Source organism: Atlantibacter sp., from assembly GCF_032062175.1.
In the GTDB taxonomy this organism is placed as follows: Bacteria; Pseudomonadota; Gammaproteobacteria; order Enterobacterales; family Enterobacteriaceae; genus Atlantibacter.
This window is the reverse complement of the sequence record NZ_DAMBQK010000024.1, coordinates 34106-60076: the sequence shown is the minus strand read 5'-3', so window position 1 is coordinate 60076 and position 25971 is coordinate 34106. Positions and strand designations below refer to the sequence as shown.

Below are 25971 nucleotides of genomic sequence, written 5' to 3'. Positions count from 1 at the left end.
AATGACAGTAATAGGGCTAAAATGATTGTGTCTATGAACACCCTTCATGAGTACGCGATGAAGGGAATGCTTCCATAAGGAAATCGCCGATGCTCAAAGAAAATTTCAACGAACTGCAAATCTTTCTTGTGGTGGCGAGGGAACGAAGTTTTACCAAAGCTGCGGGCAAACTGGGCGTTTCTCAGTCTGCTCTCAGCCACGCGATGAAGGCCCTGGAGGAAAGGCTGAATATCCGCCTTCTGACCCGCACGACCCGAAGCGTTGCCCCCACGGAAGCCGGTGAGAGAATTATTGCCTGCCTTGAACCGCGTATTGCCGATCTTGAGCAGGAACTTGAATCGCTCGTTCAGCTGAACGGCACCGCTTCTGGCAATATTCGTTTATCAGCCGGGGAGCATGCCGCGCGAAGTCTGGTATGGCCGAAGCTAAAACCCTTCCTCAGGGAATATCCGGAAATTAATCTCGAACTGGTGGTTGATAACGGCTTTGTCGATATTGTTGAGGGGCGTTTTGATGCCGGGATCCGTCTGGGCGAAAGCGTGGATAAGGACATGATTGCGGTAAGAATTGGGCCGGATATGCGAATGGCTGTGGTAGGAGCGCCGTCTTATTTCGCTGCAAATGCTGCACCTGAAACGCCGCACGAGCTACAAAATCACCGGTGTATCAATATGCGCCTGCCGACAGCCGGTGGGCTTTACCACTGGGAATTTGAGAAGGAAGGGAAACCGTTACGGGTCAGAGTGGAAGGGCAGGTCACGTTTAATCTACAGGCGGAAAGGATTGATGCGGCGTTATCAGGTTTTGGCATCGCCTGTATACCTGAAGACAGGGTGCAGGATTATATAAAGTTAGGAGAGCTTATCCAGGTTCTGCAGGACTGGTGCCCATCTTTCCCCGGATATTATCTCTACTACCCGAGCCGTAAGCAGCATCCGCCCGCTTTTGCGCTGATGATCGATGCACTTCGCTATCAGGAATAACGGGTCCGCCAATCTCAGCGGACCCGTCCGGGTATTAACGGCCTACGCGAGCCTGGTGCTCAGGAGAGTAACGTTCGCCGACGACTTTAATCGTTTCAAGCGCCTGGGTTATCTGCCGTGAGTCATCCTGCGAAAGAATGATGTCGGCAGCCGCTAGGTTTTCTTCCAGCCGGTGCAGTTTGGTGGTACCAGGGATAGGAACAATCCACGGCTTTTGTGCCAGCAGCCATGCCAGCGCAATTTGCGCAGACGTCACGCCATTCTCTGCCGCCAATTCAAACAGCAAGGAGACCAGCTTTTCATTGGCTTCAATCGCCTGCCCGGCGAAACGCGGCACGGTGCTGCGGTAATCATCCTTGCCAAAAGTGGTTCCTGGCTTAATCGAGCCCGTCAGGAAGCCTTTGCCTAATGGGCTGAAGGGCACGAAACCAATGCCCAGTTCCTCCAGTAACGGCAGGATCTCCCGCTCAGGCTCGCGCCACCACATGGAGTATTCGCTTTGCAGCGCCGTGACAGGTTGTACGGCATGCGCACGGCGAATGGTCTGCGCACCCGCTTCGGACAGACCGAAATGTTTAACTTTGCCTTCAGCGATCAGGTCTTTTACCGTACCCGCAACATCTTCAATCGGGACATCCGGATCGACACGGTGTTGGTATAGCAGGTCAATAACATCAGTCTTGAGGCGGCGTAATGATCCTTCCACCGCGTCACGGATATGCTCCGGACGGCTGTTTAAAATCTGCTGCTTGTTATCGTCGCCAAAAGTAAAACCAAACTTAGTGGCGATGACCACGCGGTCACGAAATGGTTTTAAGGCTTCACCGACAACCTCTTCATTAAGAAAGGGGCCATATACTTCAGCGGTATCGAAGAAGGTGACGCCACGTTCAACCGCTGCGCGAATAAGCTCGATAGCCTGACGAGTATCGGTCGCCGGGCCGTAGCCGTGGCTTAAGCCCATGCAACCGAGCCCAAGCGCGGATACTTCGAGTCGGGATTTACCCAGATAACGTTTTTGCATTGAATGAATACCTCTTTTATCGCGTCTTAAACATCAAGTTTGCGGCCAGTCAGCCATTCCACCATCGCCGGGTCGCGGTGAGAGAAGAAGGCGCTGGTTGCGGTGTCGAGGGCAGAAATCTGCAGCATATCTTCAGAGCTGAGTTCAAAATCGAGAATGTTGATGTTCTCTTCCATGCGTTCTTTGCGCACCGATTTCGCCAGTGAAATGATGCCTCGCTGGAAGATCCAACGCAGCACAACCTGACCCACGCTTTTGCCGTACTTCTGGCCAATTGCCGTTAACACGGGATGCTGGAACAAGCCATTTTTACCCTCAGCAAACGGTGCCCAGGCTTCCGGCTGAATGCCATGGCTTTGATTCCATGGAACGGCATGTAGCTGCTGGTTGAAGGGGTTAACTTCAATCTGGTTCACCGCAGGGGCAACCTTGTTGAAGGCGATAAGGTCGGCCAGTCGGTCAGGATGGAAATTGCTGACGCCAATGGCGCGAATTTTTCCTGCCTGATGCAGTTCTTCCATGGCGCGCCAGGCCCCATGGACATCGCCGTAAGGCTGGTGAATCAGGTACAGGTCAACGTAATCAAGTTGCAGTCGATTCAGGGATCGTTCGAACTGTGCTTTAGCGCCTTCGTAATTGGTATCTTGTAGCCAAAGTTTGGTCGTTACAAAGAGTTCGTTGCGGGCAATACCGGTTTGTTTCAGTGCGTTCCCGACCTGGGTTTCATTCTGGTAAGACGCTGCGGTATCGATCAGGCGGTATCCCGTATCGATTGCATCAATAACGGCTCTTTCGCATTCAGCGGCATCAGACATCTGAAACACACCAAAGCCCAGCAGGGGCATTTCAATCCCGTTGTTCAGTTTTACAGTTTGCATGACGTTATCCTTCAGCTGTTGTGTTGGAAAAGCATAACGCAAAGTGATTTATTCGATTAGGTGGGGTAATTAGCTAGGGTTTATTAGATGTGTTCATTAATTTCCAGCAGGTCTTACGGTCGGCTTTGTGCCAATAGCGGACGTTGTTAAGCTCATGCAGTATGGATTCACGAAGAACAGACGTTATATTTTGTCCTGATTGACACGGGATGAAAGCTCCTGATGGCTCTCTTTTCGCTCGCTGTAACGATCCGCAAGATAACCGGTTTGTCCCTTAAGCAGCAGTGTGATTTTAAACAGCTCCTCGGCTACATCGACGATGCGGTCATACCATGACGAAGGTTTCATTCGGCCGTTTTCGTCGAACTCTTGCCATGCCCTGGCTACGGAAGACTGGTTGGGTATCGTAAACATCCGCATCCAGCGGCCCAGAATACGCATCTGGTTCACTGCATTGAAGGACTGGGAACCACCGCAGACCTGCATTACCGCAAGTGTTTTGCCCTGCGAAGGACGAACCGCGCCTTCACTTAAGGGTATCCAGTCAATCTGCGCCTTCATAACTGCGCTCATAGCCCCGTGCCGTTCCGGAGAACTCCACACCATCCCGTCACACCATCTGACCAGACCGCGCAGCTCGGTGACTTTAGGGTGCGTGTCCGGCGCATCATCCGGCAGGGGTAAACCGGAGGGGTTAAAGCGTTTTACCTCCGCGCCCATCGCCGTCAGCAGGCGACCAGCTTCTTCCGCGGCAAAACGGCTGTAGGAGCGCTCTCTTACTGAGCCATACAGAATCAGAATCCGTGGTGGCTCCTGCAGGTGCAGACGTTCAGCGATGTGTTGATCAAAGCATTCGGTGTTCAGGGCAGGAAATTGTTCCATTTTTCTCCTCCGGACAGACCAGATGATTTCAAAGTTAATACATATGATTTACCATATGTATATTCTAAAGGGAATGGAGTGACAAATGCTACAACCTGTTCAGCTTTTCAAAATCCTGTCGGATAAAACACGGCTCACCATCGTCATGCTTCTCCGGGAGTCCGGTGAACTGTGCGTCTGCGATATCTGCGCGGCCACCTCTGAATCACAGCCAAAAATCTCGCGACATATGGCTATCCTTCGTGAGGCCGGGCTGGTACTTGACCGTCGTGAAGGCAAATGGATCCACTATCGTCTGTCACCCCACATACCAGCGTGGGCAGCTGAGACAATCACAACGTCCTGGCAGTGTATGCGGGAGGATGTGCGTGAATGGCTGGATAAATCAGCCTGCACCTCCTGCTGAGGCAGGAAGATATTTACATAATCATATATGATGGAGTCTGAGATGCTTCTGGCAGGGAGTATATTTTTACTGACGCTGGTACTGGTGATCTGGCAACCCAGAGGCCTGAGTATTGGCTGGAGCGCGAGTATCGGGGCAGTGCTGGCGCTGGGAACCGGTGTCATCCATGTCGCTGATATTCCCGTTGTCTGGAATATCGTCTGGAACGCGACAACGGCATTTATTGCGGTCATCATCATCAGCCTGCTGCTCGATGAGTCCGGCTTCTTTGAATGGGCCGCACTGCACGTCTCCCGCTGGGGTAACGGACGTGGCCGCCTGCTGTTCACCTGGATAGTCTTGCTCGGTGCCGCTGTTGCTGCGTTGTTTGCCAATGACGGCGCCGCGCTGATCCTGACGCCGATTGTGATTGCGATGCTGCTCGCACTGGGGTTCAGCCAGGGCACGACACTGGCCTTTGTCATGGCTGCAGGGTTTATTGCAGATACGGCCAGCCTGCCGCTCATTGTTTCTAACCTGGTTAATATCGTCTCGGCGGACTTCTTCGGTCTGGGCTTTACGCAGTATGCTTCCGTTATGATCCCCGTGGATGCGGCAGCGATTGCGGCCACGCTGACCATGCTGCATTTCTTCTTCCGCAGGGATATTCCGGCAACGTATGACGTTTCGCTGCTGAAGAAACCAGCTAGTGCGATCAAGGATCCGGCAACCTTCAGGGCGGGCTGGATTGTCCTGTTATTGCTGCTTGTCGGTTTCTTTGTTCTGGAGCCGCTGGGGATCCCGGTCAGTGCGATAGCGGCGGCTGGCGCAGCAGTGCTGTTTGTGGTGGCGAAAAGAGGCCATGCCATCAACACCGGGAAAGTCCTGCGCGGTGCGCCATGGCAGATCGTTATTTTCTCGCTGGGCATGTACCTCGTGGTCTATGGCCTGCGCAATGCAGGGCTCACGGAGTACCTGTCTGGTGTGCTGAATCAGCTGGCAGACAAGGGGTTATGGGCAGCGACGTTCGGCACCGGCTTCCTGACGGCATTTCTCTCATCAGTGATGAACAATATGCCGACGGTGCTGATTGGTGCGCTGTCGATTGACGGGAGTGCGGCGACTGGCGTCGTCAAAGAGGCAATGATTTATGCCAATGTGATTGGCTGCGATTTAGGCCCGAAAATCACCCCGATAGGCAGTCTGGCAACCCTGCTGTGGCTGCATGTGCTTGCCCGGAAAAATATGACGATCACCTGGGGATATTACTTCCGGACCGGCATTGTCATGACTGTGCCGGTGCTGTTTGTCACTCTGGCCGCTCTGGCGTGGCGGCTCTCTGTCACTTTGTAATGAGATACTGATATGAGCAACATTACCATCTATCACAACCCGGCCTGTGGCACCTCACGCAACACGCTGGAGATGATCCGTAACAGCGGCAACGAACCGACGATAATTCATTATCTCGATACGCCACCCACCCGTGATGAGCTGATTAAACTTATTTCAGATATGGGAATTACGGTGCGTGCATTACTGCGTAAGAATGTTGAGCCTTATGAACACCTGGGTCTTGATGAAGAGAAATTTAGTGATGAGCAGTTGATTGATTTCATGCTTCAACATCCGATCCTGATTAATCGGCCGGTTGTCGTTACGCCGCTTGGCACTCGTCTTTGCCGCCCTTCAGAAATAGTGCTGGATATTCTACCGGAAGGCCAGAAAGGAGCGTTTACCAAAGAGGATGGCGAGAAGGTCATTGACGAAACGGGGAAGCGGATTAAGTAATCTGCCCACTTCAAAATATCGGACGCCTGTTTACGCTATGCGGGCATCCGATTTTCGCTCATATGGGACAACCATAATCACATCTCCTAACCCAAAGGAGAATGAGCATGACAACATCCCCTTGGAACAAAGGCCGTATTATTGGCCAGAAACGGCCTCTTCAGATCTCTCATATCTGGGGAATCCGTATCAGACTTGAGATGGAAGGAAAAGTACGCGATTTAGCTCTGTTTAACATGGCTCTGGACAGTAAACTTCGGGGCTGTGATCTGGTTAAGCTAAAAGTTTCTGATGTGGCCTATGGGCACTCTGTTTCGGGCAGAGCGACAGTGCTGCAGCAAAAAACGGGAAGCCCCGTTCAGTTTGAACTGACTAAGGGAACCAGAGAGGCTGTAGCAGCATGGATCAAAATGGCTCATCTACGTAGTAGCGACTATCTGTTCCAGTCCCGCGTCGGTTCTTCACGACATATCTCAACCAGGCAATATAACCGTATTTTTCATGGATGGATTGATAAGCTAGGTCTCGACGAGACTCTGTACAGTACGCATTCTATGCGAAGAACCAAGCCATATCTGATCTATAAAAAAACGAAGAATCTTCGAGTGATCCAGCTATTGTTAGGTCACAAAAAACTTGAAAGTACAGTCCTTTATCTCGGTATTGAAGTGGATGATGCCCTGGAGATATCTGAGTCTATTGAAGTTTAATTTGTGAGGGCTGCAACAGCAGCCCTTTGCCAGAAGCGGAATTTTATTACATCTCTATTGAATTTGTTAATGCTGAGCAGGTCAATACATGCAGGAAGTTCCGGCTGTTTCTTTGAAGTTAACGAACCAAGTAGAGTAAGCGTCGACGCGGAAATCGTCTTTGGAAAAAGCTAAGGCATTGACCAGAATTTTTTGATCAATACATAAAGTTAGGGCGGTTTCGAATGTGTGGTTGTATTCTTTACGAATTGCTCCTGCGGCAAGGTTTCTGGGCGGCGATGAACCAAATACGAACATTAGAAAAGAAAAGACGATATTTACCGTTACTATTTCCCTTCATTTTCAAAGCACAGTAAATCAAAAATTAATTCCATATTGTTACTTTTTAGAATGTCAACATCTTTATATATTTTTTCAGACGCCCCTCCTTCATCTTCCCATTCGTTAATGGAATACTGCCATTCTTCTTGCATCAACCTGACATCTGCGGTTGGGATCTCTAAATAAGTTAGCATAGTCTACTCCGGCATCCTATCTTTATGAGGTTTTAATAGTATAGGGTACCCTACACTGTAACGCCGATTAGGTTTGCATATACTCATTAAATATATAAAAAGCACTGTAAGAAAATAATAATCTAAGTCGTGTTATTTAGCTGCAACTTTTTATTTTCCTAAGGGTGTTGACTATACTTAAATAAATAATTTCAAACCGGAGAGTGCCATGTTTAACCATTCACCTGAAAAGTCTGAAAATGAATTTAAGGAAACAGTAAAAGAATACGCTACTAAAACCGATGGTGCGTTACGTAGTGGGGCTAACAGCATGAAGAATAAAGTTGAGTCATATCCTGCGACAAGTATTCTCATAGCAGTCGGTATAGGCTTCGCTTTAGGTTTTATCTCAGGAAGAAGATGATTATCTTCGAGATGAAATTTAACTGTATCTCCTTACTTCATGAGTGCATTATTTAACAAAAATAAGATAAGTATTGAAAATATTATAGTCATTAAAGAAATCACCAATTTGTAAAAAGTGAAATCCTCCTTAAAAGAAGCACCGAACTCGGAAAGGAAGTAACTAACCATTATAGTTGCCAGACATATTGCTGGACTAAATATATAACAATCTTTCAATAATTCTTACAAAACAAGAAGCATAAAACATCCAGAGAAAAATCCTCTGCTGCATCGCTTGATGCTTATGAATATGATGCCGATGCCTCCCGGTAAGCCTTTGGGTATCCCTATGACCCGCTGCTTCGTTCGTGCATGATGAACATTCCATTAGAAAATTCATCAGGTTAATTTGCCCTGCCGCTCAGAAGGATTCATCATAAGAGGCAAAATAGCATGAAGGGAGGTAGAGGGCCATCTGTATTTTGTCAATGCACATAGTGTGACCTCCTGATTTGACAGCGATTTTTAAAAGAATGTGTTGAAAAAAAAGCCTGCGGTTAGCAGGCTATAAAGTTTTTTTACTTATTTTTTTTGTTTGTATCTTATAAATAGGGTAGGTACGCAATTAAACATGAAGCAGAGAAGGTAATGAAACTGCTATAAATATTTCCTGGCAGCATCGAGTATCTCCTGCGACGTTAACTGCCTGTCAGAAGCCACGTAAACAACACCATGATCGCCGGTTAATGAAGGAAAGCCAGCGGACATAATCCGAAGATGTGCTTCATCACCGTTCGGATATTCTCGTCTGATAGAGGATATACCCTCCAGAACGGTCATGACTTTACAGGGTTCGGCATTAAAGAAAACAAGAATTTTTATCATATGCCACCATGAATCTGTTAATCTTTTCTCTCAGTGATGTTTACTGGTAGATGCCACTAAGGTAAAAATAAAGACGTGATGCTTTCGGAGGCAGCCTCGCCCCTTACGCACTTTATTATTTAACAAGCAGTTAGCTTCTGTTTTGAAATTTTTATGCAGCAGTCCTGCACCTCATCAAATCGGTCAACACATTCATACATATGCAAAAATATGCTGACCTGATATTAGGATTAAACGGCTTTTATCACATTTAATTTATGGGTATGTCTACTCAGGAATAATCCTTGATCGTTGTCGCAGATCCACAAAGATTTATTTATCGCAAAGTATTACGTTTGCAGCAGCAGGACCTTTGTCACCGCTGTGAATGGCGAATTCAACTTTCTGTCCTTCAAATAAAGTTTTAAAGTTGTCGCCGCTAAGCGCAGAAAAATGGACAAAGATATCTTTACTGCCATCAAGAGGAGAGATGAAGCCAAAACCTTTGTCTCCGTTAAACCATTTTACCAGGCCTTTAATTCTTGAGGTCATACTGACTCCCGTTATAAATGATTGTATTGATAGCAAACATATCGTATTAAACGTTTGGACTCAAAAGGAGGGGATATCAGAGATAGCGCCTGGTAATGAGGACTTCCCGAAAAATGTTAAACGTTCGTTTTTACATCGAACTGATGGGATTCATTAAGGCACGGTAAATAATAATAAGCAAATTATATTTTAGCCGTCCAGAGATCCTGCAAGGAAAACAAAAGTGGCAGCGTGCTATTTTCAATGTATACTATTTACGTGTTTTCAATAAGGAATTGACTTGTCCCATAAAATGACCGGAATTGTCAAAAGTTTTGACATTCTCAGCGGTAAAGGCCTCATCATCCCCTCTGATGGCCGAAAAGACGTCCTGCTTCACATTTCAGCCGTTAACTCCCGCGAATCAGAATTACTCATCCCAGGAAGCCGCATAGAATTTTGCCGGATCAACGGTAATAGGGGGCCTGTGGCTGCGAACATTTATCTTTCCTGAATTTCTGTGCCTCAAAATATATAGATTAAAACTTAACCATATGTGATACGGTGAAGCTCATTCATTGAAAGGTTAATGGTCATGTCTGTTATCAATTACGCAATGAAACTCTTCAGCAGTGCGTCTACTGCCACTGCTGCCTGTCCTGTTTGTGGCTTAAAATCAGCACAGCCGTTGTCAAAAATCCGACTCAACCAAGCCATGCTTTGCCCCGGATGTAAAGCTCTGTTTATCTCCCGACGCTAGCTCGACCACAACCGCAGATCAGAGCCCATGTCCTATACTTATGTTAGATTCCGGCAGCTGTTAAATCCCTGATGCCTGACGCCCATCCTGAGAGAACGTTTCTGAACTGATTTCGCAACTGCTCCTGCGTGCTAACGTTGCATCAGAGCAATGCTATGAAAATGAACCCCAAAGTGTGGTTTAACCGCTCCCGTATTCCGAGGAATGCTGCTGAAAACGTAACGTTTTCAGCGAACGATCCTGCCGGTGAAAGTCCTCCGCGGTTAGAACTCTTTTCGACCGCCCAGATGGAGCGCTACGGTCAGAAGCTGGCGCGAACCCATAAATTATCACCGGATAAACATCCTTATTATCTTCTGAAAAGGCTTGGCGACAATGAGGCTATCATCACTCAAAACTGCTATGAGCTTAACGCGGGTAAAAAGACCAGTATCATGCCCGCCGGAGAGTGGTTGCTGGACAATTACTATCTGATTGAAGAACAGATACGCACTGTCCGCCAGCACTTACCAAAAAGCTTTGGTAAAGGACTCCCGTCGCTGATGTCGCCGCTGAATTGCCCACGAATTTACAACATTGCATCAGAGGCTATTGCTCACGGTGATGGCCGCTGGGATGCCGCCAGTCTGACCAGCTATCTCACAGCTTATCAACAGGTGACACCTCTGACATTAGGTGAAGTCTGGGCATTACCGGGAATGCTGCGCCTGGCGCTGATAGAAAATCTCCGTCGTATAAGCGTGGAAGTGGTAAAAGCGCAGCAGGACAGAAATCTGGCCGATACGTGGATAACAAGGATTTTCGAATGCGCCGAGAGTGCGCCTGGTGATTTAATCATGGTAGTTGCCGACATGGCACGCTCCCGGCCTCCTTTAACCAGTGCGTTTGTCGCCGAACTGGTGCGGCGCCTGCAGGGGCATGGTAACGCGCTGTCGTTACCTCTGAACTGGGTTGAACAGAGCCTTCGGGAACAGGGGATCACCTCCGACGTTCTCATACATAACTTTAATCAACAGCTTGCCGCCAGCCAGCTGTCTGTCAGCAACAGCATCGCGGGTCTGCGGTTACTGAGTGAAACGGACTGGGCTGATTTCGCCGAAACGATAAGTGTCGTCGAACAGGCTTTACGTAATGATCCTGCCGGGATCTACCCCCGGATGCACTTCAATACCCGGGATCATTACCGACACGTTGTTGAGGTCCTGGCCAGAGACAGTGGTCTCAGCGAGCCAGAGGTTGCTGACAGAGTACTGCGGCTGTCAGGAAAGAATGCTCCCGATACACCGGAACATCATGTTGGTTATTATCTCGCAGGCGAAGGTCGACAGGCGCTGGAAATTCATCTCCTGGCAGATACTTCAAGTCTCATACGCTTGCGGCACAGTTTCAACAGAATAACCCTGCTGTCATGGCTTGGAAGCCTGGCGTTGTTGACCACCGCAACAACCGCGGCAATTTTGCACGAAACTGCCATGCAGGGCGCACAGTGGCTGTTGATCGCAGTGATACTGCCTTTGATTATCGCTTTAACTCAGTTAATAAGTGATTTACTCAGTGACGCAACCACCCGCTTTCGTGTTCCTCGCCCGTTGCCGGGAATGGATTTTTCAACCGGTATTCCCGCTGACAGCGCCACCCTGTTAGTCATCCCCTGCATGCTGACCAGCCACCAAAGTTTCACTAAGCTCCTTACCAGCCTTGAAGTCTGTTGGCTGGGGAATGAAAACGAAAATCTCAGGTTCGCGCTGCTCACTGACTTCGCTGATTCTGAAAATGAACCCTCGCCAGAAAGTCACATACTGCTGAGACAGGCGATCGCCGATACGCAGGCGCTGAACCGCCGCTATCCCTCCGGGCGGCCACGTTTTTATCTGCTACACCGCCAGCCTGAATGGAACTCCGCTGAAGGAACCTGGATGGGCTATGAACGCAAGCGGGGAAAGCTGGCGTTACTGAACAGCTGGTTACGCCATCCGGGGACACAATTCGTCAGCGTAGCAGACATGCCTACCCACCTTTTACCAGGTCACATTAAATACGTTATTACCCTGGACAGTGATACGTTGCTGCCGCGCGATACGGCACACAAACTGGTCGCGGCAATGGCACATCCGCTGAATACGCCAGTATATGATCCAGTAAGCCAGAGGGTTGTCAAAGGATTCGGCATTCTGCAACCCGGCCTTGCAGAGGAGATACCACGCAACGGTCAGGGGCGTTACGCAGCGCTGCGCAGCAGCATACCGGGCAATAACCCCTATTCGATGATGTCTTCGGATATTTATCAGGATCTGTTTGGGGAAGGATCGTTCGTGGGCAAAGGGATTTACGATGTTGATATTTTTATGCAGGCCACCGCCAACACCTGCCCGGAAAATCTGGTCCTCAGCCATGACCTCCTCGAAGGATGCTATGCCCGTTCGGGTCTGCTGAGTGAGGTGTTGCTCTACGAACAATACCCTAATAATTATTTGTCGGATGTTGCACGGCGTTCACGCTGGATCCGGGGTGACTGGCAACTGCTTAACTGGCTGAAACCACGCGTCAGAAAAGCCGATGGAACCCGAGACAGGAATCCGCTGACCGCGCTTTCTTACTGGAAATTACTTGATAATCTGCGGCGCAGTCTGGTCGCCCCCTCTTTACTGGTATTGCTGTTCTTTACCCTGCTTGGGGTACCCAATCCGGTTTACTGGCTGGGCGTACTTTCACTGATATGGCTATTACCATCCATCCTCTGCATTGCCCATGATCTTCTGCATAAACCTCTGCGTCGCCGCCTGAAGCCGCATCTGTTACTGGTGGGGGCGGGCGCGCTGAAGCGTTTGTCAGGTATCGGGATTAATTTTGCGGTACTGCCACACGAAGCCGGATATTCGTTGAAGGCGATTGCCGTGACGCTATGGCGACTGGGGATCAGCAGGCGTAGCCTCAGCCAGTGGGTCATTCACAGCCACGACAGCAATCAGTCCACACCCGCTTTTGCGCGGTTTTATCAGGCGATGTGGCTGAATGTAGCCTGTGGCGTGACGCTGATAATACTGACCGGACAATTTGCACCACAACTGCTGGGAATTGCGTTGCCGATCGGTATGTTATGGTGTGTGGCACCGCTGCTGATGAGCTGGCTGAGTCGCCAGCCCGTGCGTAAGGTGTTTTCGCCAAATCAGGAACAAAAACAGCTGTTACGCCAGACTGGCCGTGAAATCTGGGCGTTTTTTGAAACCTTTGCCACAGAAAAAGAGAACTGGCTTCCGCCTGATAACTACCAGGAACTACCGCAACCGAAGGTGGCCCATCGCACTTCCCCTACCAATATTGGCCTTTCCCTTATGGCTAACCTGACGGCATGGGACTTTGGCTATCTGCCCGGCGGAGAGGTGCTCCGGCGCGTGTCGCTCACGCTCGACACGCTGGATAAAATGGAGCACTACCGGGGCCATCTCTACAACTGGTATGACACCCGTACGCTGGCCCCCCTCAGCCCACGCTACATCTCGAGTGTTGACAGCGGCAACCTGGCGGGGCATCTGTTGACCCTGCGTGCAGGGCTGTCCGCCATGCGTCATCAGCCTGTTTTAAACAGCCAACAAATACTGGAAGGACTGAACGATACGCTGGGTATTCTGGAAAACCAGTGGGGTCAGAATCCCCCGGACAGCCTGCGGCTGCTGCGCAAACACTACCTGTTCGCGGTGTCGCTCTCTCCGCAGGCATTTTTCAGCGAGCTGAAAAACATGCGCACCCAGAGCAACCATCTGATCACGCAATGTCATCATGGAGCCCCCCTCCAGATGCGCTGGGCAGGACATCTGGAGCATCAGCTGGTTCAGCTTTGCCATGAGTGGTCGCTGCTGCTTGGCTGGTTACCTGCATCCTGGAACAAACAAACGCTGCCGACGCTGAGCGAGCTTGCCCGGGAGACATTTACCGGTAAAGAAACACCCTCTGCATCAGCGACGGGGCAGGCCCGGATGCGACTCAATATTATCACCGAGCTTGAACAGCGGCTGGATGAACATGCCCGGATGGATTTCGCCTTCCTGTACAACGAAGCAACCAGTCTGCTCAGTGTTGGTTATAACTGTGACACAAATACGCCTGACAAGAGCCACTATGATCTCCTGCCGTCTGAAATTCGCCTGACCAGTTTTCTTGCCATTGCGACTAATCAACTTCCTCTTAAAAGCTGGTACGCGCTGGGTCGACTTTTTACCACGATTGATAATGAAACTGCCCTGATGTCGTGGAGCGGATCCATGTTTGAATACCTGATGCCGAATCTTGTAATGCCTACCTGGCCTGGTAGCCTGCTCGATGAGATGAGTCAGTCGGCAGTTATGCGCCAGATCCACTGGGGGAAAGAACGCGGAGTACCCTGGGGGGTTTCAGAGTCTGGTTATCATGCTTTTGATGTTCAGTATAATTATCAGTATCAGGCCTTTGGCGTGCCGGGCCTCGGTCTGCGCAGGGGGCTTGCTGATGACATGGTTGTCGCCCCTTATGCCACATTGCTGGCGTTGATGGTCTCTCCACAGAAAGCCTGTGAGAACCTGTTCAGGCTGCAAAAAAATGGCGCACACGGCGAATATGGTTTTTATGAAGCGCTGGATTATACCCCCTCACGCCTCGCATCTGGTCAGCTCTATGCGGTGGTTCAGTCCTGGATGGCACATCACCAGGGCATGGCATTTCAGGCGTTGGCCCATGTATTGCTTGGGGCCCCCATGACTGAGCGATTTATGTCCAGTACGACCTTCCGTTCAGCGAGTCTGTTGTTACAGGAGCGCGTGCCGGATGCGCTCGATCTCTACAGCCCACGTCGTCATTTTGAATCTCATGAGGGCAGAGTCAAACCCGTTCGCTATGAACCCCGCATTTTCAATGGGGTGGACACGCCAGCTCCGGATATTCAGCTCCTGTCTAACAGTCAATATCATCTGATGTTGACGGTAGGCGGTGGCGGTTACAGTCGCTGGAAAAATATTGCTCTTACACGCTGGCGCAGTGATACCACCCGAGATAACTGGGGAGCATTCTGCTATATCCGCGATATGCAGACGGGCAACGTGTGGAGCAATACCTGGCAGCCGACAGGCAACGCCAGCGAACACGAAGAAGAAGTGATATTCACCGATGCGAGTGCTGAATTCAGACGTACCTTTGGTGGACTCAGCGTCAAAACTCAGATTGTTATCTCCCCGGAAGATGACATTGAACTGCGACGTCTCACACTCATTCATCGTGGACGCCAGCCCCGCTCTCTGGAGCTGACAACCTATGCCGAAGTGGTACTGGCCCCTGATGCCAGCGATCTGGCACACCCGGCATTCAGCAATCTGTTTATTCAGACTGAACTTGAACCTGAGCGTGACGCTATTCTTTGCCACCGGCGCCCGCGCACCCCGGATGAACCGAGTCCCTGCTTGTTTCACATGATGGTGGTGCATGGCGATACACTTCATACCGTCTCATTTGAAACGAATAGGGCAAAATTTCTTGGCCGTGGCAGAAGTCCTGCTGATGCCCTGGCAATAGAGGCTGGAGGAGCGCTTAGTAACACGTCGGGGTCAGTACTGGATCCTGTACTGGCGATACGCCATGCCATCATTATGCAGCCGGGGCAGACGGTCACGATTGATATCATTTATGGCATCAGCGAGACCCGTCAGCAAAGTCTGGCTCTGCTGGAAAAATACCGCGATTACCCTATCGCTGATCGCGTCTTCGAACTGGCCAGGTCTCACAGTCAGGTGGTATTACGTCAGATGAATGCCAGTGAAGATGATGCCACGTTGTTTAATCGTCTCGCCAGTGCAGTGCTTTACCCTGTCCAGGAGCTGCGAGTCGAGGGACAGGCGATCAGCCGCAACCGTCGCGGTCAGTCCGGTCTGTGGGGCTGGGCAATTTCAGGCGATCTGCCGATAGTGCTGCTGAGTATTACCAGCGAAGAAAGTATCGCTGCCGTGACCACTCTGATTCAGGCACACCGGTACTGGAGACAGAAAGGGCTGGAGGTGGATCTGGTGATCCTCAATAACAGTCCCGGCGGTTATCAGCAGGGATTACAAAATCAGATTATGGAGTTAATTTATGCCGGGGCTGAAGCCAGTCTGCTGGATAAAACGGGTGGGCTTTTTGTCCGTAATGGCGAGCATCTCTCCGCTGAAGATAAGTTGCTTTTGATGAGCGTGGCCTGTCTTTATCTTGATGATCGTGCAGGTGGAATTGGTGAGCAGCTTAATCAGCGTATTCATACTCTCAAACCTCCGGCCAGAGCATTCGTACCTCACGCAGTCCGGGAACGTAATCAGCACAAGGAGTGGAATCCCGATGTCGGTCAGTTACAACATTTCAACGGATACGGTGGGTTTTCTCAGGATGGTCGGGAGTATCAGATTGTCCTGCGGGAAAATGCGCTGACACCGGCACCATGGTCAAACGTACTGGCAAATTCCCGTTTTGGCAGTGTGATTTCAGAGGCGGGACAGGCCTATACCTGGTATGAAAATGCGCATGAATACCGGTTGACACCCTGGGAGAACGATCCGGTGAGCGATCGCAGCGGCGAGGCGTTTTATCTGCGCGATGAAGAGAGCGGCGAGTACTGGTCGCCAACGGTTTTGCCTGTTCGCGGACACGGTGATTACCTGACGCGCCATGGTTTTGGTTACAGCGTCTTTGCCCATCGTGAAAGCGGTATAGACAGCGAGTTGACTGTTCTGGTTGCCGAAGACGCGCCGGTTAAACTTGCACTCCTGACGCTCAGTAATACGTCGGGCCGGACACGCAAACTTTCCGTAACTGGCTATGTGGAATGGACGCTGGGTGAATCCCGACCTCGCTCGGCTCCTCACATTGTGACACAGGCAGCCAGTGTTCCTGGCGGCTGCGGGGTACTGGCGAACAACTTTTATGGTGATAACGGCGGTGACCGTACTGCATTTTTTGCCGTCAGCGGTAATGACTGTTCGCTGACTGGTGACCGCCGGGAGTTTATCGGTCGCAACGGCTCGCTGCACGCCCCGTCTGCGATGAAACTGCTCAGGCTATCAGGTAAGACGGGCGCCGGCCAGGATCCCTGCGGGGCGGTGCAATCTGCCGTCAAATTAATCGACGGCGATCAGAGGACCTTTATTTTCATCCTTGGCGCTGCTGAGAATCATGCTCGCGCTCAGGAGACGCTTGCCCATTATATGAACGAAGATGCGGTCCGCCAGGCGCTGAACCGGGTTCATATCCACTGGCACAATATGCTCGATAAAATTGTGGTTAACACCCCCGACACGTCCGTAAATTTACTGGTTAATGGCTGGCTAATGTATCAGACAGTAGCCTGTCGTCTTATGGCCCGCAGTGGTTACTATCAGTCTGGTGGGGCATTTGGTTTTCGCGATCAGCTGCAGGATACGCTGGCACTGAGCCATGCTGCTCCGGATCGAATGCGTGAACAGATAATGCTCTGTGCATCACGGCAATTTATCGAGGGTGACGTGCAGCACTGGTGGCACCCGCCACACGGAAACGGTGTGCGTACCCGCTGTTCCGATGACTACCTGTGGCTTCCTTTTGCTGTTTGCCACTATGTTGAAACGACGGGGGATATGGATGCACTGGAAACACGCATTCCTTATCTTGAGGGACGGCCGCTTCAGCCGGGTGAAGAGTCAGTCTATGACACGCCGGTCATCAGCGGCACCGAAGAGACACTCTGGTTACACTGCGTCAAAGCTCTTCAGTATGGACAGCGGTTCGGGGGGCACGGCCTGCCGCTGATGGGGGCAGGTGACTGGAATGACGGGATGAACCAGGTGGGTATCGAAGGCAAAGGTGAAAGCGTCTGGCTGGGCTTCTTCCTGTACGATATTTTGCAGCGGTTTGCAGCGCTGGCGGAGCGCAGGATGGATGAGAATGTCGCCTCTATGTGCCGTGCACAGGCCCTGCGTCTGCAAAGCAATCTCGAAGCCCATGCCTGGGATGGTGAATGGTACCGGCGCGGGTATTTTGATGATGGTACTCCCCTGGGGTCGAAAGCCTCTCAGGACTGCCGGATCGATGCGATTGCGCAGAGCTGGTCTGTATTGTCCGGGGCCGCAGACCCGGGACGGTGCGCAAAGGCCATGCAGGCGCTGGATAAGCACCTTGTGGATAACGAAGGAGGGCTGATCAAACTGTTAACGCCTCCTTTCGACGGACACGGCCCGAATCCGGGCTACATACAGGGGTACCTGCCCGGCGTGCGGGAAAACGGAGGGCAGTATACGCATGGCGCCATCTGGGCAGTGATGGCCTTTGCCCGAATGGGGAATGCCGAACGAGCCTGGCAACTCTGGTCAATGCTCAACCCTATAAATCACACCCTGAATGCGGACTCGGTCGGGATTTATAAAGCTGAGCCTTATGTCATGAGTGCTGATGTCTACAGCGTCGCTCCCCATACCGGACGTGCAGGGTGGAGCTGGTATACCGGTTCCGCAGGCTGGGCCTGGCGTTTACTTACCGAGGAATTACTGGGGATAAAACGTTCCGGCACTGACTTTAGTGTTCATGCCAGGTTACCGGATGCGTGGTCGTCTTTTTCTATGGCATATCAGTATGGTGAAAGCCATTATCAGATTAGTGTTTCACGCGGCGATGCAGAATATTGCGTGACGCTGGATGGTGTTCTCCTCCCTGATGACAGAATACCGCTGAAGGATGATAGACAAAACCATACGGTTGAGATCATTCAGAACTGACGCTGATCCCGGAGGTGCATTAACGTCTGCCGTTAATGCGCTGATTATCCCTGAGAACGTCAATCGCTGTCTGCATGGCGATTTTGTCATCCCTTTTTTTTTGCCTGCCCTGCATGACCTGAAGGTATTCCAGCAAGGTTCGGGTATTAATCGGTCGGCCCTGTTTACCCACCGCCAGCACGGCTTCGCCAAGAATAATTTTTACTGGCGGTAGCTGGGACGGGTACCAGTCAAGGGTGTCTTCTGATTTCATTATAAATTTCTCATGGAAGGGTATTATATCATAAATCGGACGTTCAATTTTCAATATCTGCTATCGTGATTCAGTCATAAATCAACATAACTTAACCCGGCTGTTTTTAGAGTAAAGCGTATAATAATTAATGTATTCCTCAGAGAGTTATTTATGTCTTATACAAATGGGCTCAGGTATTTTAAAGAAAGACCGGTTCATGTTGCCTGCCCGGTATGCGCACACAGAGCCGATCAGAAAGCAGGTAAACTAAGAAAAGATGCGGTTCTTGAGTGCCCTGCCTGCGGACTGTTGTTCAGACCTTCAGAATGCTGGTGTATCGGCGGCTGATCAGCTTCTGCCACTTAACGTCAGTGATGTCGGGAAATGACAACATTTCTCCTGTACTGCAGTTGTCGAGGGTATGATAATGAAATCTAAAAAATCTGTTTTTATTGAAGGACATATCCTGTCAAACAGCTGTCACGGGCAGGCCGGTCAACCTTTCTGTATTCACCGGGTCAGGTTTAGTAATGGTAAATATGCGATTATTCGGATGGCATCCGGGATATGTTTCAAACCAGGCGAAATTATTCAACGAAACGATTGTGAGTGGTTTTATAAACTTACCAAAATTCGGCTTTTTTCTTTTGAGTACCTTGATGATGATGAATCAAGAAGACAATTCCTTGAGTATCAATGATAAAACCATGGATTTATAACAGAATAAATTTGCTGACTTACAATTCATTCCTGGCTCTTTAAATTCTTTACCAGGCATTGCAAAATTATTTTTTCTGAATTTAGATGGGTTTAAATTGTCTAAAACAAAATGTATCGCTAAAGACAAATTGCCTCATTGTTTTCCTTTTGCGTTATAACCTTCATTAGCATTAAGGAAATTTATGGCACAGACTTTTACTCATAATTTACTTCATCCTCGCCACTGGCTTACCTGGTCTGGTTTGGGTCTGCTGTGGCTTCTCGTTCAACTTCCTTACCCGGTTTTACATATTCTGGGCTCTGGCCTTGGAACAATATCCAGACCCTTTCTGAAACGCCGGGAAGGGATTGCGATTAGAAATATCGAACTGTGCTTTCCCGAGATGACACCGTTTGCCCGGAGCCAGATGGTCAATAAAAACTTTGCTTCTCTCGGGCTGGGACTGATGGAAACAGGAATGGCCTGGTTCTGGAGCGATGCGAGAGTCAAAAAATGGTTTGATGTCGAAGGGCTTGAAAACCTGACCGGTGCGACAAGAGGAGTAATGGTTGTCGGGATTCATTTTATGTCCCTTGAGTTGTGTGGAAGAGTAATGGGGTTATGCCATCCTATGATGGCAACGTATCGCCCACACAATGATCCATTAATGGAATGGGTACAGACAAAAGGGCGTATGCGTTCAAATAAGGCTATGATTAATCGACGTAATTTATCAGGTTTTGTTCATGCGCTAAAAGCAGGTGAAGCCGTTTGGTTTGCACCAGACCAGGATTATGGGTCTAAAGGAAGCGTTTTTGCACCTTTTTTCTCGGTAAAAAAAGCAGCCACGACGAACGGAACGTATGCTCTGTCAAAACTCGCTGGTGCACACTTGATCACACTTAGCATGATTCGACGTAGCGATAAAAAAGGTTATCACATGTATATCAGCAATCCGTTGTCAGGCTATCCAGGGGAAGACAAGGTCGCCGCAGCGGCTTATATGAACAAGATCATCGAGCGTGAAATTCTCCGTGCTCCTGAGCAATACCTGTGGATGCATCGCAGGTTCAAAACGCGTCCTGAAGGCGAAGTCTCTTTATACAAATGAACAACTCTACTTGTCATGAGCCAGAATCTATCTTTCTTGCCACTGCGTATTTGTAAAAATGCGATAAGGAATTTTCGATCGGATTCATGTTAACGATGGCTTGACTGACAGCCAAAGTTAATCAATTGAACCGGTTTGGATTTGAAGGTCCGTTTTTCGCTCACAACGGACAGTCACGTTCAATAATTTACCGCCAGGATTAGGCCTTTTTAATTATATAAAGCTTATATTTGTATTGAGCCTTCATCAATGAAGGCTCAATACTAGCTTTTCCTATTGCAGATCTTTTTCCTTCAGGAATTTACTCACCAGGTCAGCAATCTGCACATTATTTAAATCAGAGAACGGGAAGTGGGTATTCCCTTTGATTCCCACTTCAGGCAGATGCGTCACAGTCACATCCCCGCCATGCTTGTTCACCACATCACGCCACTCGCGAGCCATCGCCAGACGTACGCGCCAGCTGTCCTGCGCGGGCATGGCGACAGGTTTATCCGGTATGTTATCGCCGTAAATAATCAGAATCGGGATTTTGGTCAGTGCCATAAACTGCTCCATCGGCACAGGCTCACCCTTCAGCGTGTCAAACGCGCTTGGCATAGGGGCTGGGAGTTCTTTTTCAGGGAAGACAAAGCTGCTGCCAGGCTCGAAGGCGATAATGGCTTTGACCTTGTTGTTTTTCATCCCCGTGTACCAGCCTGGTCCGCCGCCCTGAGAGTGGGTGAAGAGGATTGCCGGGCCGGATTTATCCACGACGGCGGACATCGCATCAGAGATAACATTGATATCAAACGGCCCGGTATTTGGGGTCATCTGACGGAAATACTGATTCAGTGCTTCTTTGTCGTGAGAGAACTGAACGCCCTTAAAATACTCTGGCCACACGCCAACGCGGAACTGATTGAACCACATCTGTTCATCCGGTTTAGGCGTAACAGTACCTTCTACAGTCGTACGTCCGGCGCTGCCCCGACGTGGCTGATCGACAAGATAGGTTGAGAACCCGCGACGCAGGAAGATGTTCTGGAACCCTTCGCGACCATCCGGGGTACTTTCCCAGGTACGGGAGAACTGACCTGCGCCGTGCAGCATGACGATAGGGTATTTATGCGGATTCTCCGGGATTTGGTAGAACACTGAGGCATGATCGCCATGATAGGTTTGGCCAGCAGAGTCCAGCGGCTTTTTCGCGTCAAATTTTCCTGGTGCGGTGATGATGGTGCCACCAGCAGAAAAGCCTCCTTGTTCCTGAATGACCAGCGGCTCGGCATATACCGACTGAGCCACCAGGCCACCCGCCATCATGCAGATGGCCAGCGTTTTTAAGATTGTCTTCAAGATTACATCCTCTGTTATGTTTGCCGTTCGATCATATCTGAGTTGTCAGCGTTAATTATTTAGCTTCCCTGATTGCCCTTATTTGGCAGACTCATGAATGCGGACGATTAACTGCGTATTGTCTCTAACCAACTGGTGACCGTTTCAGTGGTTCTTCGCTCCTGGTCGCATTCAATAACCAGCGGTTTTTCCCGACGCGCAGTTGGGGCGAGACGGGTAAGGATGTCGTCGCTGTCTCCTTTACCGTAGCCACCGTGAGTAATGAAGGGGATGAGTAATTTGCCCGCAAGGTTGTGACTGCTGAGGAATGCTTGCACTACAGGCGGCACGCTGGTCCCCCAGATCGGAAAGCCTAAATACACGGTCTCGTAACGTGAGATATCTGCAACGCTATTTTTTAATGCCGGTTTTACGCCTCGCTCACGCTCATTTTTCGCCTGTTCAACGGTCTGAAAATAGTCTTCCGGATAAGGCGTAGCTGGTTCGATTTCAAACAGATCGGTATTCAGGCTGCGGTGAATGACGCCCGCAATGACTCGTGTATTTCCGCTGCGGGAAAAGTACGCCACCAGAACACGGCTTTTACCCTGCACGTTTGCGGTTCCGGTGGCTGCCGATGCCAGGGAGACGTTCGCAAGCGTCAGCCCGGCAAGTGCGGTGATTAACATTCTGCGGTTGGGATCATGCTCCATAATCCACTCCTACTTGTTTGCGAGCGCCTGCTGCAGCGCCTTTTCAGCTCGCGTTGCTGCATCACTTTCGCCATGTTCACGCAGAACCTGTGCCAGCTGGCGCAGCTGCGCTGCCGTCAGGCCGACCCGCATGCTGGCTCGCGTATGGGATAACAGCTGGGCTTCAACGCCTGGGGTGGCGGCTAATGCGCCAACCGTTGCCAGTTCGCGGCTTTGCCAGTCGAGGTTATCGCGGGCGAAAATGTCGCCGAAAAGATGCGCTTGCAGGAACTGGTTAATGACCGGGGCAAAATCAAACAGCGGGCCTTGGACGGGAGCGCCTGAGATTTTTGTCTGGTTTGCGGTACCGACACGACGAAGCTCATCCCCGACAGGGATCGGGGCAACCGGTTCTTTACCCTCAACGTCTTTGATACCACGTTGTTTACGTGCTTCGACGACCTTCAACAGTTCATTAAGCGCATTGAGGCTACGCGGGAAGCCCGTATAGGCATAAAGCTGGACGAGAATCTCTTTGGCTTCGTTTATCGTGAGTCCGGCGTCAAGACCCTGATTCAGGGCTGCATTCAGCTTATCCATCTGACTGCTGGCCATCGATGCCGCAATCAACGGGATGGCCTCTTGGCTGGCTGACAGCGTATCTGAAACCGTTTGTTCGTGGTTCATTTCTGAGGCTCCTTTATTGACGGACGCAGCATGTGCCGCGAGACCAAAACCAAAGGTCAGCAGTACCGCTGCCGCTAATGTTTTAATGGGCGTGGTATTGTTCATCTGTCACTTTCTCCATCCAGTTAACGCTTTTGCCATCCACAATCCCAGTTATCGCCAGATGCGTCATCGCGCTGCCGGGGGCCGCCCCGTGCCAGTGTTTGACGCCCGCCGGGCAAGAGACAACGTCACCGGCGCGGATAACCTGCACCGGCTGGCCTTCTTGCTGGGTGAGCCCAACACCCGAGGTCACAATCAGCCGCTGACCTGCCGGATGCGTATGCCAGGCGGAACGAGCGCCGGGTTCAAACGTGACATAAGCCCCGGAAACAGGGATGTCGTTATCCGGTTTGAAGAGAGGATCAACCCTGACACGATCGGTAAAGTTCTCGGCTGGCCCGAACACCGCATTCTGACTTCCTGCGGGGGCGATATGGACAGCGGGATTTTGTTCCGCTGCCCAGGATGAAAATGTGAAGAAGGGCAGTAACAGCCCGAGGTAACGTAAATGTCCGATCATGCAAAGCGTCCTTATCAATGAAGAGGGGATTGCCTGCGATGATTTTATCGGGAGGGTAATGACGTCAGGCTGACGCCCCCCTGACAATTCTGTCAGCTAACCCGGGTCCCGGCTCAGTACCGGATTGAGCATTGTCTGCCGCTTTATCCGCTTGTAGCGCAAAGGTGAGGCCAAAAGTATTGATGCCACCTTCACTACGGGCAAAGACATCTCCCCGGTGCATAATGGCGACGGCACGCACGATCGACAGGCCCAGTCCATGATGGGTATCACTCCTGGCCCGGGAGGTGTCAACGCGATAGAACCGCTCGAAAAGCCGGTGTAAGTGCTCTGGTGCTATTGGATCGCCCGGGTTTGACACTTCAACACAGGCTTGATGACCGGTTTCGCTTAACCGCACCGTAACCGTACTGTTGGAGGGGGAGTGTCTTGCGCTGTTTTCCAGTAAATTGGCCAGTGAACGGTGGAACAGTCGTCGGTCGATGTCCGCGGTGACGTCGCCCTGAACATCGAGAGAGAGCTGTTTTTCAGCAAAAGAGGGTTCCACATACTCCGCTGTTTTTAGGGTTTCTTCGCGCAGGGACACCTGCGTAAGCTGGGAAGCATGTTCACCCGCATGGGCATGGGACAGGAACAGCATGTCGTTAACGATAGACGTCATGCGTTCAAGTTCTTCCAGATTGGAACCCAGTAACTCTTCCAGTTCATCCTGCGAGCGTCGGCGCGAAAGCCCCAGCTGCGTCTGGCCGATCAGATTAGTCAGTGGGGTCCGGAGTTCATGCGCAACATCAGCATTAAAGCTTTCGAGTTGTCGCCAGGCGACCTCTTGCCGTTCCAGCACGCCATTAAAAGATGATGCTAATTGCTGTAATTCGTCAGGTAATGCTTCGGTCTTCAGGCGCTGACCATGGTCCCCGGGAGCGAGTTGCCGGGCCTGTTTACTGAGCGCCCCAACGGGACGAAGACCGATCCTTGAAACGACGTATCCCAGCAAGGCGACAATCACGACGCCCAGTGCGGTAATGATCAGCAATGTCCGCGTGAACGCATCGAGTGTGCCCATGTACGGCGTGGAGTCGATGGCAACCACATAGCGCAGCTCAGGCCTTTCACCGTTGGCGGGGATCGTTTTCACTAACAGAAACAGCGAGCAGGCACCTTCTGATGCACCTGGCACTTTATTAAAGCCTTCCTGTAAAGAAGACCACTGAACACCCACCGGCGGCGTTCCCCCCATGCTAAAGCGTGGGTTATCGCTCACTATCCAGTAGCGAACGCGTTCACCTTCAGAATTGGTTAACACGGTGAATTTATTGGCAAGCAGTGACCAGCCGTCAGCCGAGGTTCGTGCGGTGATCCACGGACTCATTAATGATTCCCGGAACAGCAGTTCGTTGTGCATCTGCTTCTGCAAAGAATCATGCAAAGAGCTTCGGAGCAGGATACCGATAATGGACACAATCAACAGCGCGGATAAGGCAAACATCAGCGCCAGGTGAACGGAGATGGAACGCTTAAGCATGCTTATCCCCTTCATTATTCTGACCGGACTTCAAGGACATACCCCATACCACGAACGGTATGCAGCAGTTTGATATCGAACGGCGCATCCACTTTGGCTCGCAGGCGTTTAATGGCCACTTCAACCACGTTGGCATCGCTGTCAAAGTTCATATCCCATATCTGCTCCGCAATCATCATCTTGGACAGGATCTCCCCCTGATGCCGGGCCAGAAGGCTCAGCAGGGAAAATTCTTTCGCCGTCAGCTCCAGTCGCGTACCGGCGCGAAATACCCGGCGAGCCAGCAGGTCGAGATGCAGATCGTGAATTTGCAGCTGGGTGATGTCCGCGCCATCCGTAGCGCGGCGGCGCACCAGGGCCTGAATACGCGCCACCAGCTCAATAAGAGAAAAGGGCTTAGGGAGATAATCATCTGCGCCAAGGCGAAGACCTTTAACGCGCTCGTCGACCGATCCCCGTGCCGAGAGCATCAGCACCGGCGTCTGTTTGGCTGCTCGCACGCCCTCGAGTACCCGGTAGCCGTCCATCCCCGGCAGCATCACATCCAGTATTATCGCGTCGTAGTCGAACTCCAGCGCGTAATGAAGACCTTCAGCGCCATCTGCAGAGACATCTACCGTAAACCCGGACTCACCCAGCGCACGGGAGAGATAGGTTGACGTTTTTTCTTCATCTTCGACTAACAACAGGCGCATAACGG

The 25971-nt window shown here is 50.7% G+C and carries 25 protein-coding genes; 12 read left to right on the top strand and 13 right to left on the bottom strand.

Annotated elements, in window-relative coordinates; all coding sequences use genetic code 11:
- The first annotated feature begins 89 nt into the window (after positions 1-89).
- On the top strand, positions 90-983 hold the full coding sequence (locus RT120_RS18150) for a LysR family transcriptional regulator (protein WP_312984815.1): 894 nt from the start codon (positions 90-92) through the stop codon (positions 981-983).
- A 34-nt stretch (positions 984-1017) separates the two neighbouring features.
- Here the strand turns inward: RT120_RS18150 and RT120_RS18145 are convergent, their stop codons facing one another.
- From RT120_RS18145 to arsH, 3 genes are all read right to left on the bottom strand, one after another.
- On the bottom strand, positions 1018-2007 hold the full coding sequence (locus RT120_RS18145) for an aldo/keto reductase (protein WP_312984813.1): 990 nt from the start codon (positions 2005-2007) through the stop codon (positions 1018-1020).
- Between the two features lie 26 nt (positions 2008-2033).
- Positions 2034-2885: an aldo/keto reductase gene (locus tag RT120_RS18140; RefSeq protein ID WP_312984811.1), complete on the bottom strand. Its 852-nt coding sequence runs from the start codon at positions 2883-2885 to the stop codon at positions 2034-2036.
- Positions 2886-3068: 183 nt separating this feature from the next.
- Positions 3069-3767, bottom strand: coding sequence for an arsenical resistance protein ArsH (gene arsH / locus RT120_RS18135; protein WP_262671742.1), 699 nt, complete (start codon positions 3765-3767; stop codon positions 3069-3071).
- Between the two features lie 85 nt (positions 3768-3852).
- On the opposite strand from arsH, the gene RT120_RS18130 reads away from it, so the two are divergent.
- The 4 genes from RT120_RS18130 to RT120_RS18115 all read left to right on the top strand — a co-directional run bounded on the left by RT120_RS18130 (position 3853) and on the right by RT120_RS18115 (position 6653).
- On the top strand, positions 3853-4173 hold the full coding sequence (locus RT120_RS18130) for a transcriptional regulator (RefSeq protein WP_023479906.1): 321 nt from the start codon (positions 3853-3855) through the stop codon (positions 4171-4173).
- A 42-nt stretch (positions 4174-4215) separates the two neighbouring features.
- Positions 4216-5505: an arsenic transporter gene (locus RT120_RS18125; protein WP_023479682.1), complete on the top strand. Its 1290-nt coding sequence runs from the start codon at positions 4216-4218 to the stop codon at positions 5503-5505.
- Between the two features lie 12 nt (positions 5506-5517).
- Positions 5518-5943 (top strand): glutaredoxin-dependent arsenate reductase, encoded by a 426-nt coding sequence (arsC, locus tag RT120_RS18120; RefSeq protein ID WP_023479704.1) that lies wholly within the window; start codon positions 5518-5520, stop codon positions 5941-5943.
- A 107-nt stretch (positions 5944-6050) separates the two neighbouring features.
- A complete protein-coding gene (locus RT120_RS18115) occupies positions 6051-6653 on the top strand; it encodes a site-specific integrase (RefSeq protein WP_023479883.1) in 603 nt (200 codons plus the stop codon).
- A 326-nt stretch (positions 6654-6979) separates the two neighbouring features.
- Here the strand turns inward: RT120_RS18115 and RT120_RS18110 are convergent, their stop codons facing one another.
- Positions 6980-7168, bottom strand: a complete 189-nt coding sequence (locus RT120_RS18110; RefSeq protein WP_023479866.1) for a hypothetical protein — start codon at positions 7166-7168, stop codon at positions 6980-6982.
- A 208-nt stretch (positions 7169-7376) separates the two neighbouring features.
- On the opposite strand from RT120_RS18110, the gene RT120_RS18105 reads away from it, so the two are divergent.
- Positions 7377-7571: a hypothetical protein gene (locus tag RT120_RS18105; protein ID WP_312984808.1), complete on the top strand. Its 195-nt coding sequence runs from the start codon at positions 7377-7379 to the stop codon at positions 7569-7571.
- 638 nt (positions 7572-8209) lie between these two features.
- Here the strand turns inward: RT120_RS18105 and RT120_RS18100 are convergent.
- Together RT120_RS18100 and RT120_RS18095 are read right to left on the bottom strand one after the other, a co-directional pair.
- A complete protein-coding gene (locus RT120_RS18100) occupies positions 8210-8437 on the bottom strand; it encodes a hypothetical protein (RefSeq protein ID WP_106995986.1) in 228 nt (75 codons plus the stop codon).
- Between the two features lie 312 nt (positions 8438-8749).
- Positions 8750-8968 carry a cold shock domain-containing protein gene (locus RT120_RS18095; protein WP_106995985.1) on the bottom strand — a complete coding sequence of 73 codons (219 nt, stop codon included), beginning with the start codon at positions 8966-8968 and terminating at the stop codon, positions 8750-8752.
- 280 nt (positions 8969-9248) lie between these two features.
- Between RT120_RS18095 and cspF the strand changes: the two genes are divergently transcribed.
- The 3 genes from cspF (at position 9249) to RT120_RS18080 (ending at position 18445) form a co-directional block, all read left to right on the top strand.
- Positions 9249-9461: a cold shock-like protein CspF gene (gene cspF, locus RT120_RS18090; RefSeq protein ID WP_106995984.1), complete on the top strand. Its 213-nt coding sequence runs from the start codon at positions 9249-9251 to the stop codon at positions 9459-9461.
- A gap of 75 nt (positions 9462-9536) precedes the next feature.
- Complete coding sequence (locus RT120_RS18085; protein ID WP_312077865.1) at positions 9537-9707, top strand: YnfU family zinc-binding protein; 171 nt, start codon at positions 9537-9539, stop codon at positions 9705-9707.
- A gap of 155 nt (positions 9708-9862) precedes the next feature.
- Positions 9863-18445, top strand: coding sequence for a GH36-type glycosyl hydrolase domain-containing protein (locus RT120_RS18080; RefSeq protein WP_312805869.1), 8583 nt, complete (start codon positions 9863-9865; stop codon positions 18443-18445).
- Positions 18446-18464: 19 nt separating this feature from the next.
- Here RT120_RS18080 and RT120_RS18075 read toward each other — a convergent pair whose 3' ends face one another.
- Positions 18465-18698: a hypothetical protein gene (locus tag RT120_RS18075; protein ID WP_032992301.1), complete on the bottom strand. Its 234-nt coding sequence runs from the start codon at positions 18696-18698 to the stop codon at positions 18465-18467.
- Between the two features lie 153 nt (positions 18699-18851).
- Between RT120_RS18075 and RT120_RS21785 the strand changes: the two genes are divergently transcribed.
- The 3 genes from RT120_RS21785 to lpxP all read left to right on the top strand — a co-directional run bounded on the left by RT120_RS21785 (position 18852) and on the right by lpxP (position 20491).
- Entirely contained in the window at positions 18852-19028 is a 177-nt protein-coding gene (locus RT120_RS21785) for a YnfU family zinc-binding protein (RefSeq protein ID WP_213076229.1), read from the top strand.
- 79 nt (positions 19029-19107) lie between these two features.
- Entirely contained in the window at positions 19108-19380 is a 273-nt protein-coding gene (locus RT120_RS18070; RefSeq protein ID WP_280713838.1) for a hypothetical protein, read from the top strand.
- A gap of 202 nt (positions 19381-19582) precedes the next feature.
- Positions 19583-20491, top strand: a complete 909-nt coding sequence (gene lpxP, locus RT120_RS18065; RefSeq protein ID WP_280713837.1) for a kdo(2)-lipid IV(A) palmitoleoyltransferase — start codon at positions 19583-19585, stop codon at positions 20489-20491.
- A gap of 273 nt (positions 20492-20764) precedes the next feature.
- On the opposite strand, the gene RT120_RS18060 is transcribed toward lpxP, so the two are convergent.
- The 6 genes from RT120_RS18060 to RT120_RS18035 all read right to left on the bottom strand — a co-directional run bounded on the left by RT120_RS18060 (position 20765) and on the right by RT120_RS18035 (position 25966).
- The gene (locus tag RT120_RS18060) at positions 20765-21829 is read right to left on the bottom strand and encodes an alpha/beta fold hydrolase (RefSeq protein ID WP_312984805.1); all 1065 of its coding nucleotides are present in this window, start codon (positions 21827-21829) and stop codon (positions 20765-20767) included.
- A gap of 107 nt (positions 21830-21936) precedes the next feature.
- A complete protein-coding gene (locus tag RT120_RS18055) occupies positions 21937-22521 on the bottom strand; it encodes a flavodoxin (RefSeq protein ID WP_180256384.1) in 585 nt (194 codons plus the stop codon).
- A gap of 9 nt (positions 22522-22530) precedes the next feature.
- Positions 22531-23292: a carboxymuconolactone decarboxylase family protein gene (locus tag RT120_RS18050; RefSeq protein ID WP_312984801.1), complete on the bottom strand. Its 762-nt coding sequence runs from the start codon at positions 23290-23292 to the stop codon at positions 22531-22533.
- Entirely contained in the window at positions 23270-23749 is a 480-nt protein-coding gene (locus RT120_RS18045) for a cupin domain-containing protein (RefSeq protein ID WP_312984800.1), read from the bottom strand. Before RT120_RS18045 ends, RT120_RS18050 begins: the two co-directional genes overlap by 23 nt.
- A gap of 64 nt (positions 23750-23813) precedes the next feature.
- Positions 23814-25271 (bottom strand): heavy metal sensor histidine kinase, encoded by a 1458-nt coding sequence (locus RT120_RS18040; RefSeq protein WP_312984798.1) that lies wholly within the window; start codon positions 25269-25271, stop codon positions 23814-23816.
- A 14-nt stretch (positions 25272-25285) separates the two neighbouring features.
- Positions 25286-25966, bottom strand: coding sequence for a heavy metal response regulator transcription factor (locus RT120_RS18035; RefSeq protein ID WP_021571249.1), 681 nt, complete (start codon positions 25964-25966; stop codon positions 25286-25288).
- Positions 25967-25971 lie beyond the last annotated feature (5 nt).

Bases quoted from the DNA above. Each gene is read 5' to 3' on its own strand.
- RT120_RS18150 (WP_312984815.1), top strand. From the start codon at position 90: ATGCTCAAAGAAAATTTCAACGAACTGCAAATCTTTCTTGTGGTGGCG.
- RT120_RS18145 (WP_312984813.1), bottom strand. From the start codon at position 2,007: ATGCAAAAACGTTATCTGGGTAAATCCCGACTCGAAGTATCCGCGCTT.
- RT120_RS18140 (WP_312984811.1), bottom strand. From the start codon at position 2,885: ATGCAAACTGTAAAACTGAACAACGGGATTGAAATGCCCCTGCTGGGC.
- arsH (WP_262671742.1), bottom strand. From the start codon at position 3,767: ATGGAACAATTTCCTGCCCTGAACACCGAATGCTTTGATCAACACATC.
- RT120_RS18130 (WP_023479906.1), top strand. From the start codon at position 3,853: ATGCTACAACCTGTTCAGCTTTTCAAAATCCTGTCGGATAAAACACGG.
- RT120_RS18125 (WP_023479682.1), top strand. From the start codon at position 4,216: ATGCTTCTGGCAGGGAGTATATTTTTACTGACGCTGGTACTGGTGATC.
- arsC (WP_023479704.1), top strand. From the start codon at position 5,518: ATGAGCAACATTACCATCTATCACAACCCGGCCTGTGGCACCTCACGC.
- RT120_RS18115 (WP_023479883.1), top strand. From the start codon at position 6,051: ATGACAACATCCCCTTGGAACAAAGGCCGTATTATTGGCCAGAAACGG.
- RT120_RS18110 (WP_023479866.1), bottom strand. From the start codon at position 7,168: ATGCTAACTTATTTAGAGATCCCAACCGCAGATGTCAGGTTGATGCAA.
- RT120_RS18105 (WP_312984808.1), top strand. From the start codon at position 7,377: ATGTTTAACCATTCACCTGAAAAGTCTGAAAATGAATTTAAGGAAACA.
- RT120_RS18100 (WP_106995986.1), bottom strand. From the start codon at position 8,437: ATGATAAAAATTCTTGTTTTCTTTAATGCCGAACCCTGTAAAGTCATG.
- RT120_RS18095 (WP_106995985.1), bottom strand. From the start codon at position 8,968: ATGACCTCAAGAATTAAAGGCCTGGTAAAATGGTTTAACGGAGACAAA.
- RT120_RS18085 (WP_312077865.1), top strand. From the start codon at position 9,537: ATGGTCATGTCTGTTATCAATTACGCAATGAAACTCTTCAGCAGTGCG.
- RT120_RS18080 (WP_312805869.1), top strand. From the start codon at position 9,863: ATGAAAATGAACCCCAAAGTGTGGTTTAACCGCTCCCGTATTCCGAGG.
- RT120_RS18075 (WP_032992301.1), bottom strand. From the start codon at position 18,698: ATGAAATCAGAAGACACCCTTGACTGGTACCCGTCCCAGCTACCGCCA.
- RT120_RS21785 (WP_213076229.1), top strand. From the start codon at position 18,852: ATGTCTTATACAAATGGGCTCAGGTATTTTAAAGAAAGACCGGTTCAT.
- RT120_RS18070 (WP_280713838.1), top strand. From the start codon at position 19,108: ATGAAATCTAAAAAATCTGTTTTTATTGAAGGACATATCCTGTCAAAC.
- lpxP (WP_280713837.1), top strand. From the start codon at position 19,583: ATGGCACAGACTTTTACTCATAATTTACTTCATCCTCGCCACTGGCTT.
- RT120_RS18055 (WP_180256384.1), bottom strand. From the start codon at position 22,521: ATGGAGCATGATCCCAACCGCAGAATGTTAATCACCGCACTTGCCGGG.
- RT120_RS18050 (WP_312984801.1), bottom strand. From the start codon at position 23,292: ATGAACAATACCACGCCCATTAAAACATTAGCGGCAGCGGTACTGCTG.
- RT120_RS18045 (WP_312984800.1), bottom strand. From the start codon at position 23,749: ATGATCGGACATTTACGTTACCTCGGGCTGTTACTGCCCTTCTTCACA.
- RT120_RS18040 (WP_312984798.1), bottom strand. From the start codon at position 25,271: ATGCTTAAGCGTTCCATCTCCGTTCACCTGGCGCTGATGTTTGCCTTA.
- RT120_RS18035 (WP_021571249.1), bottom strand. From the start codon at position 25,966: ATGCGCCTGTTGTTAGTCGAAGATGAAGAAAAAACGTCAACCTATCTC.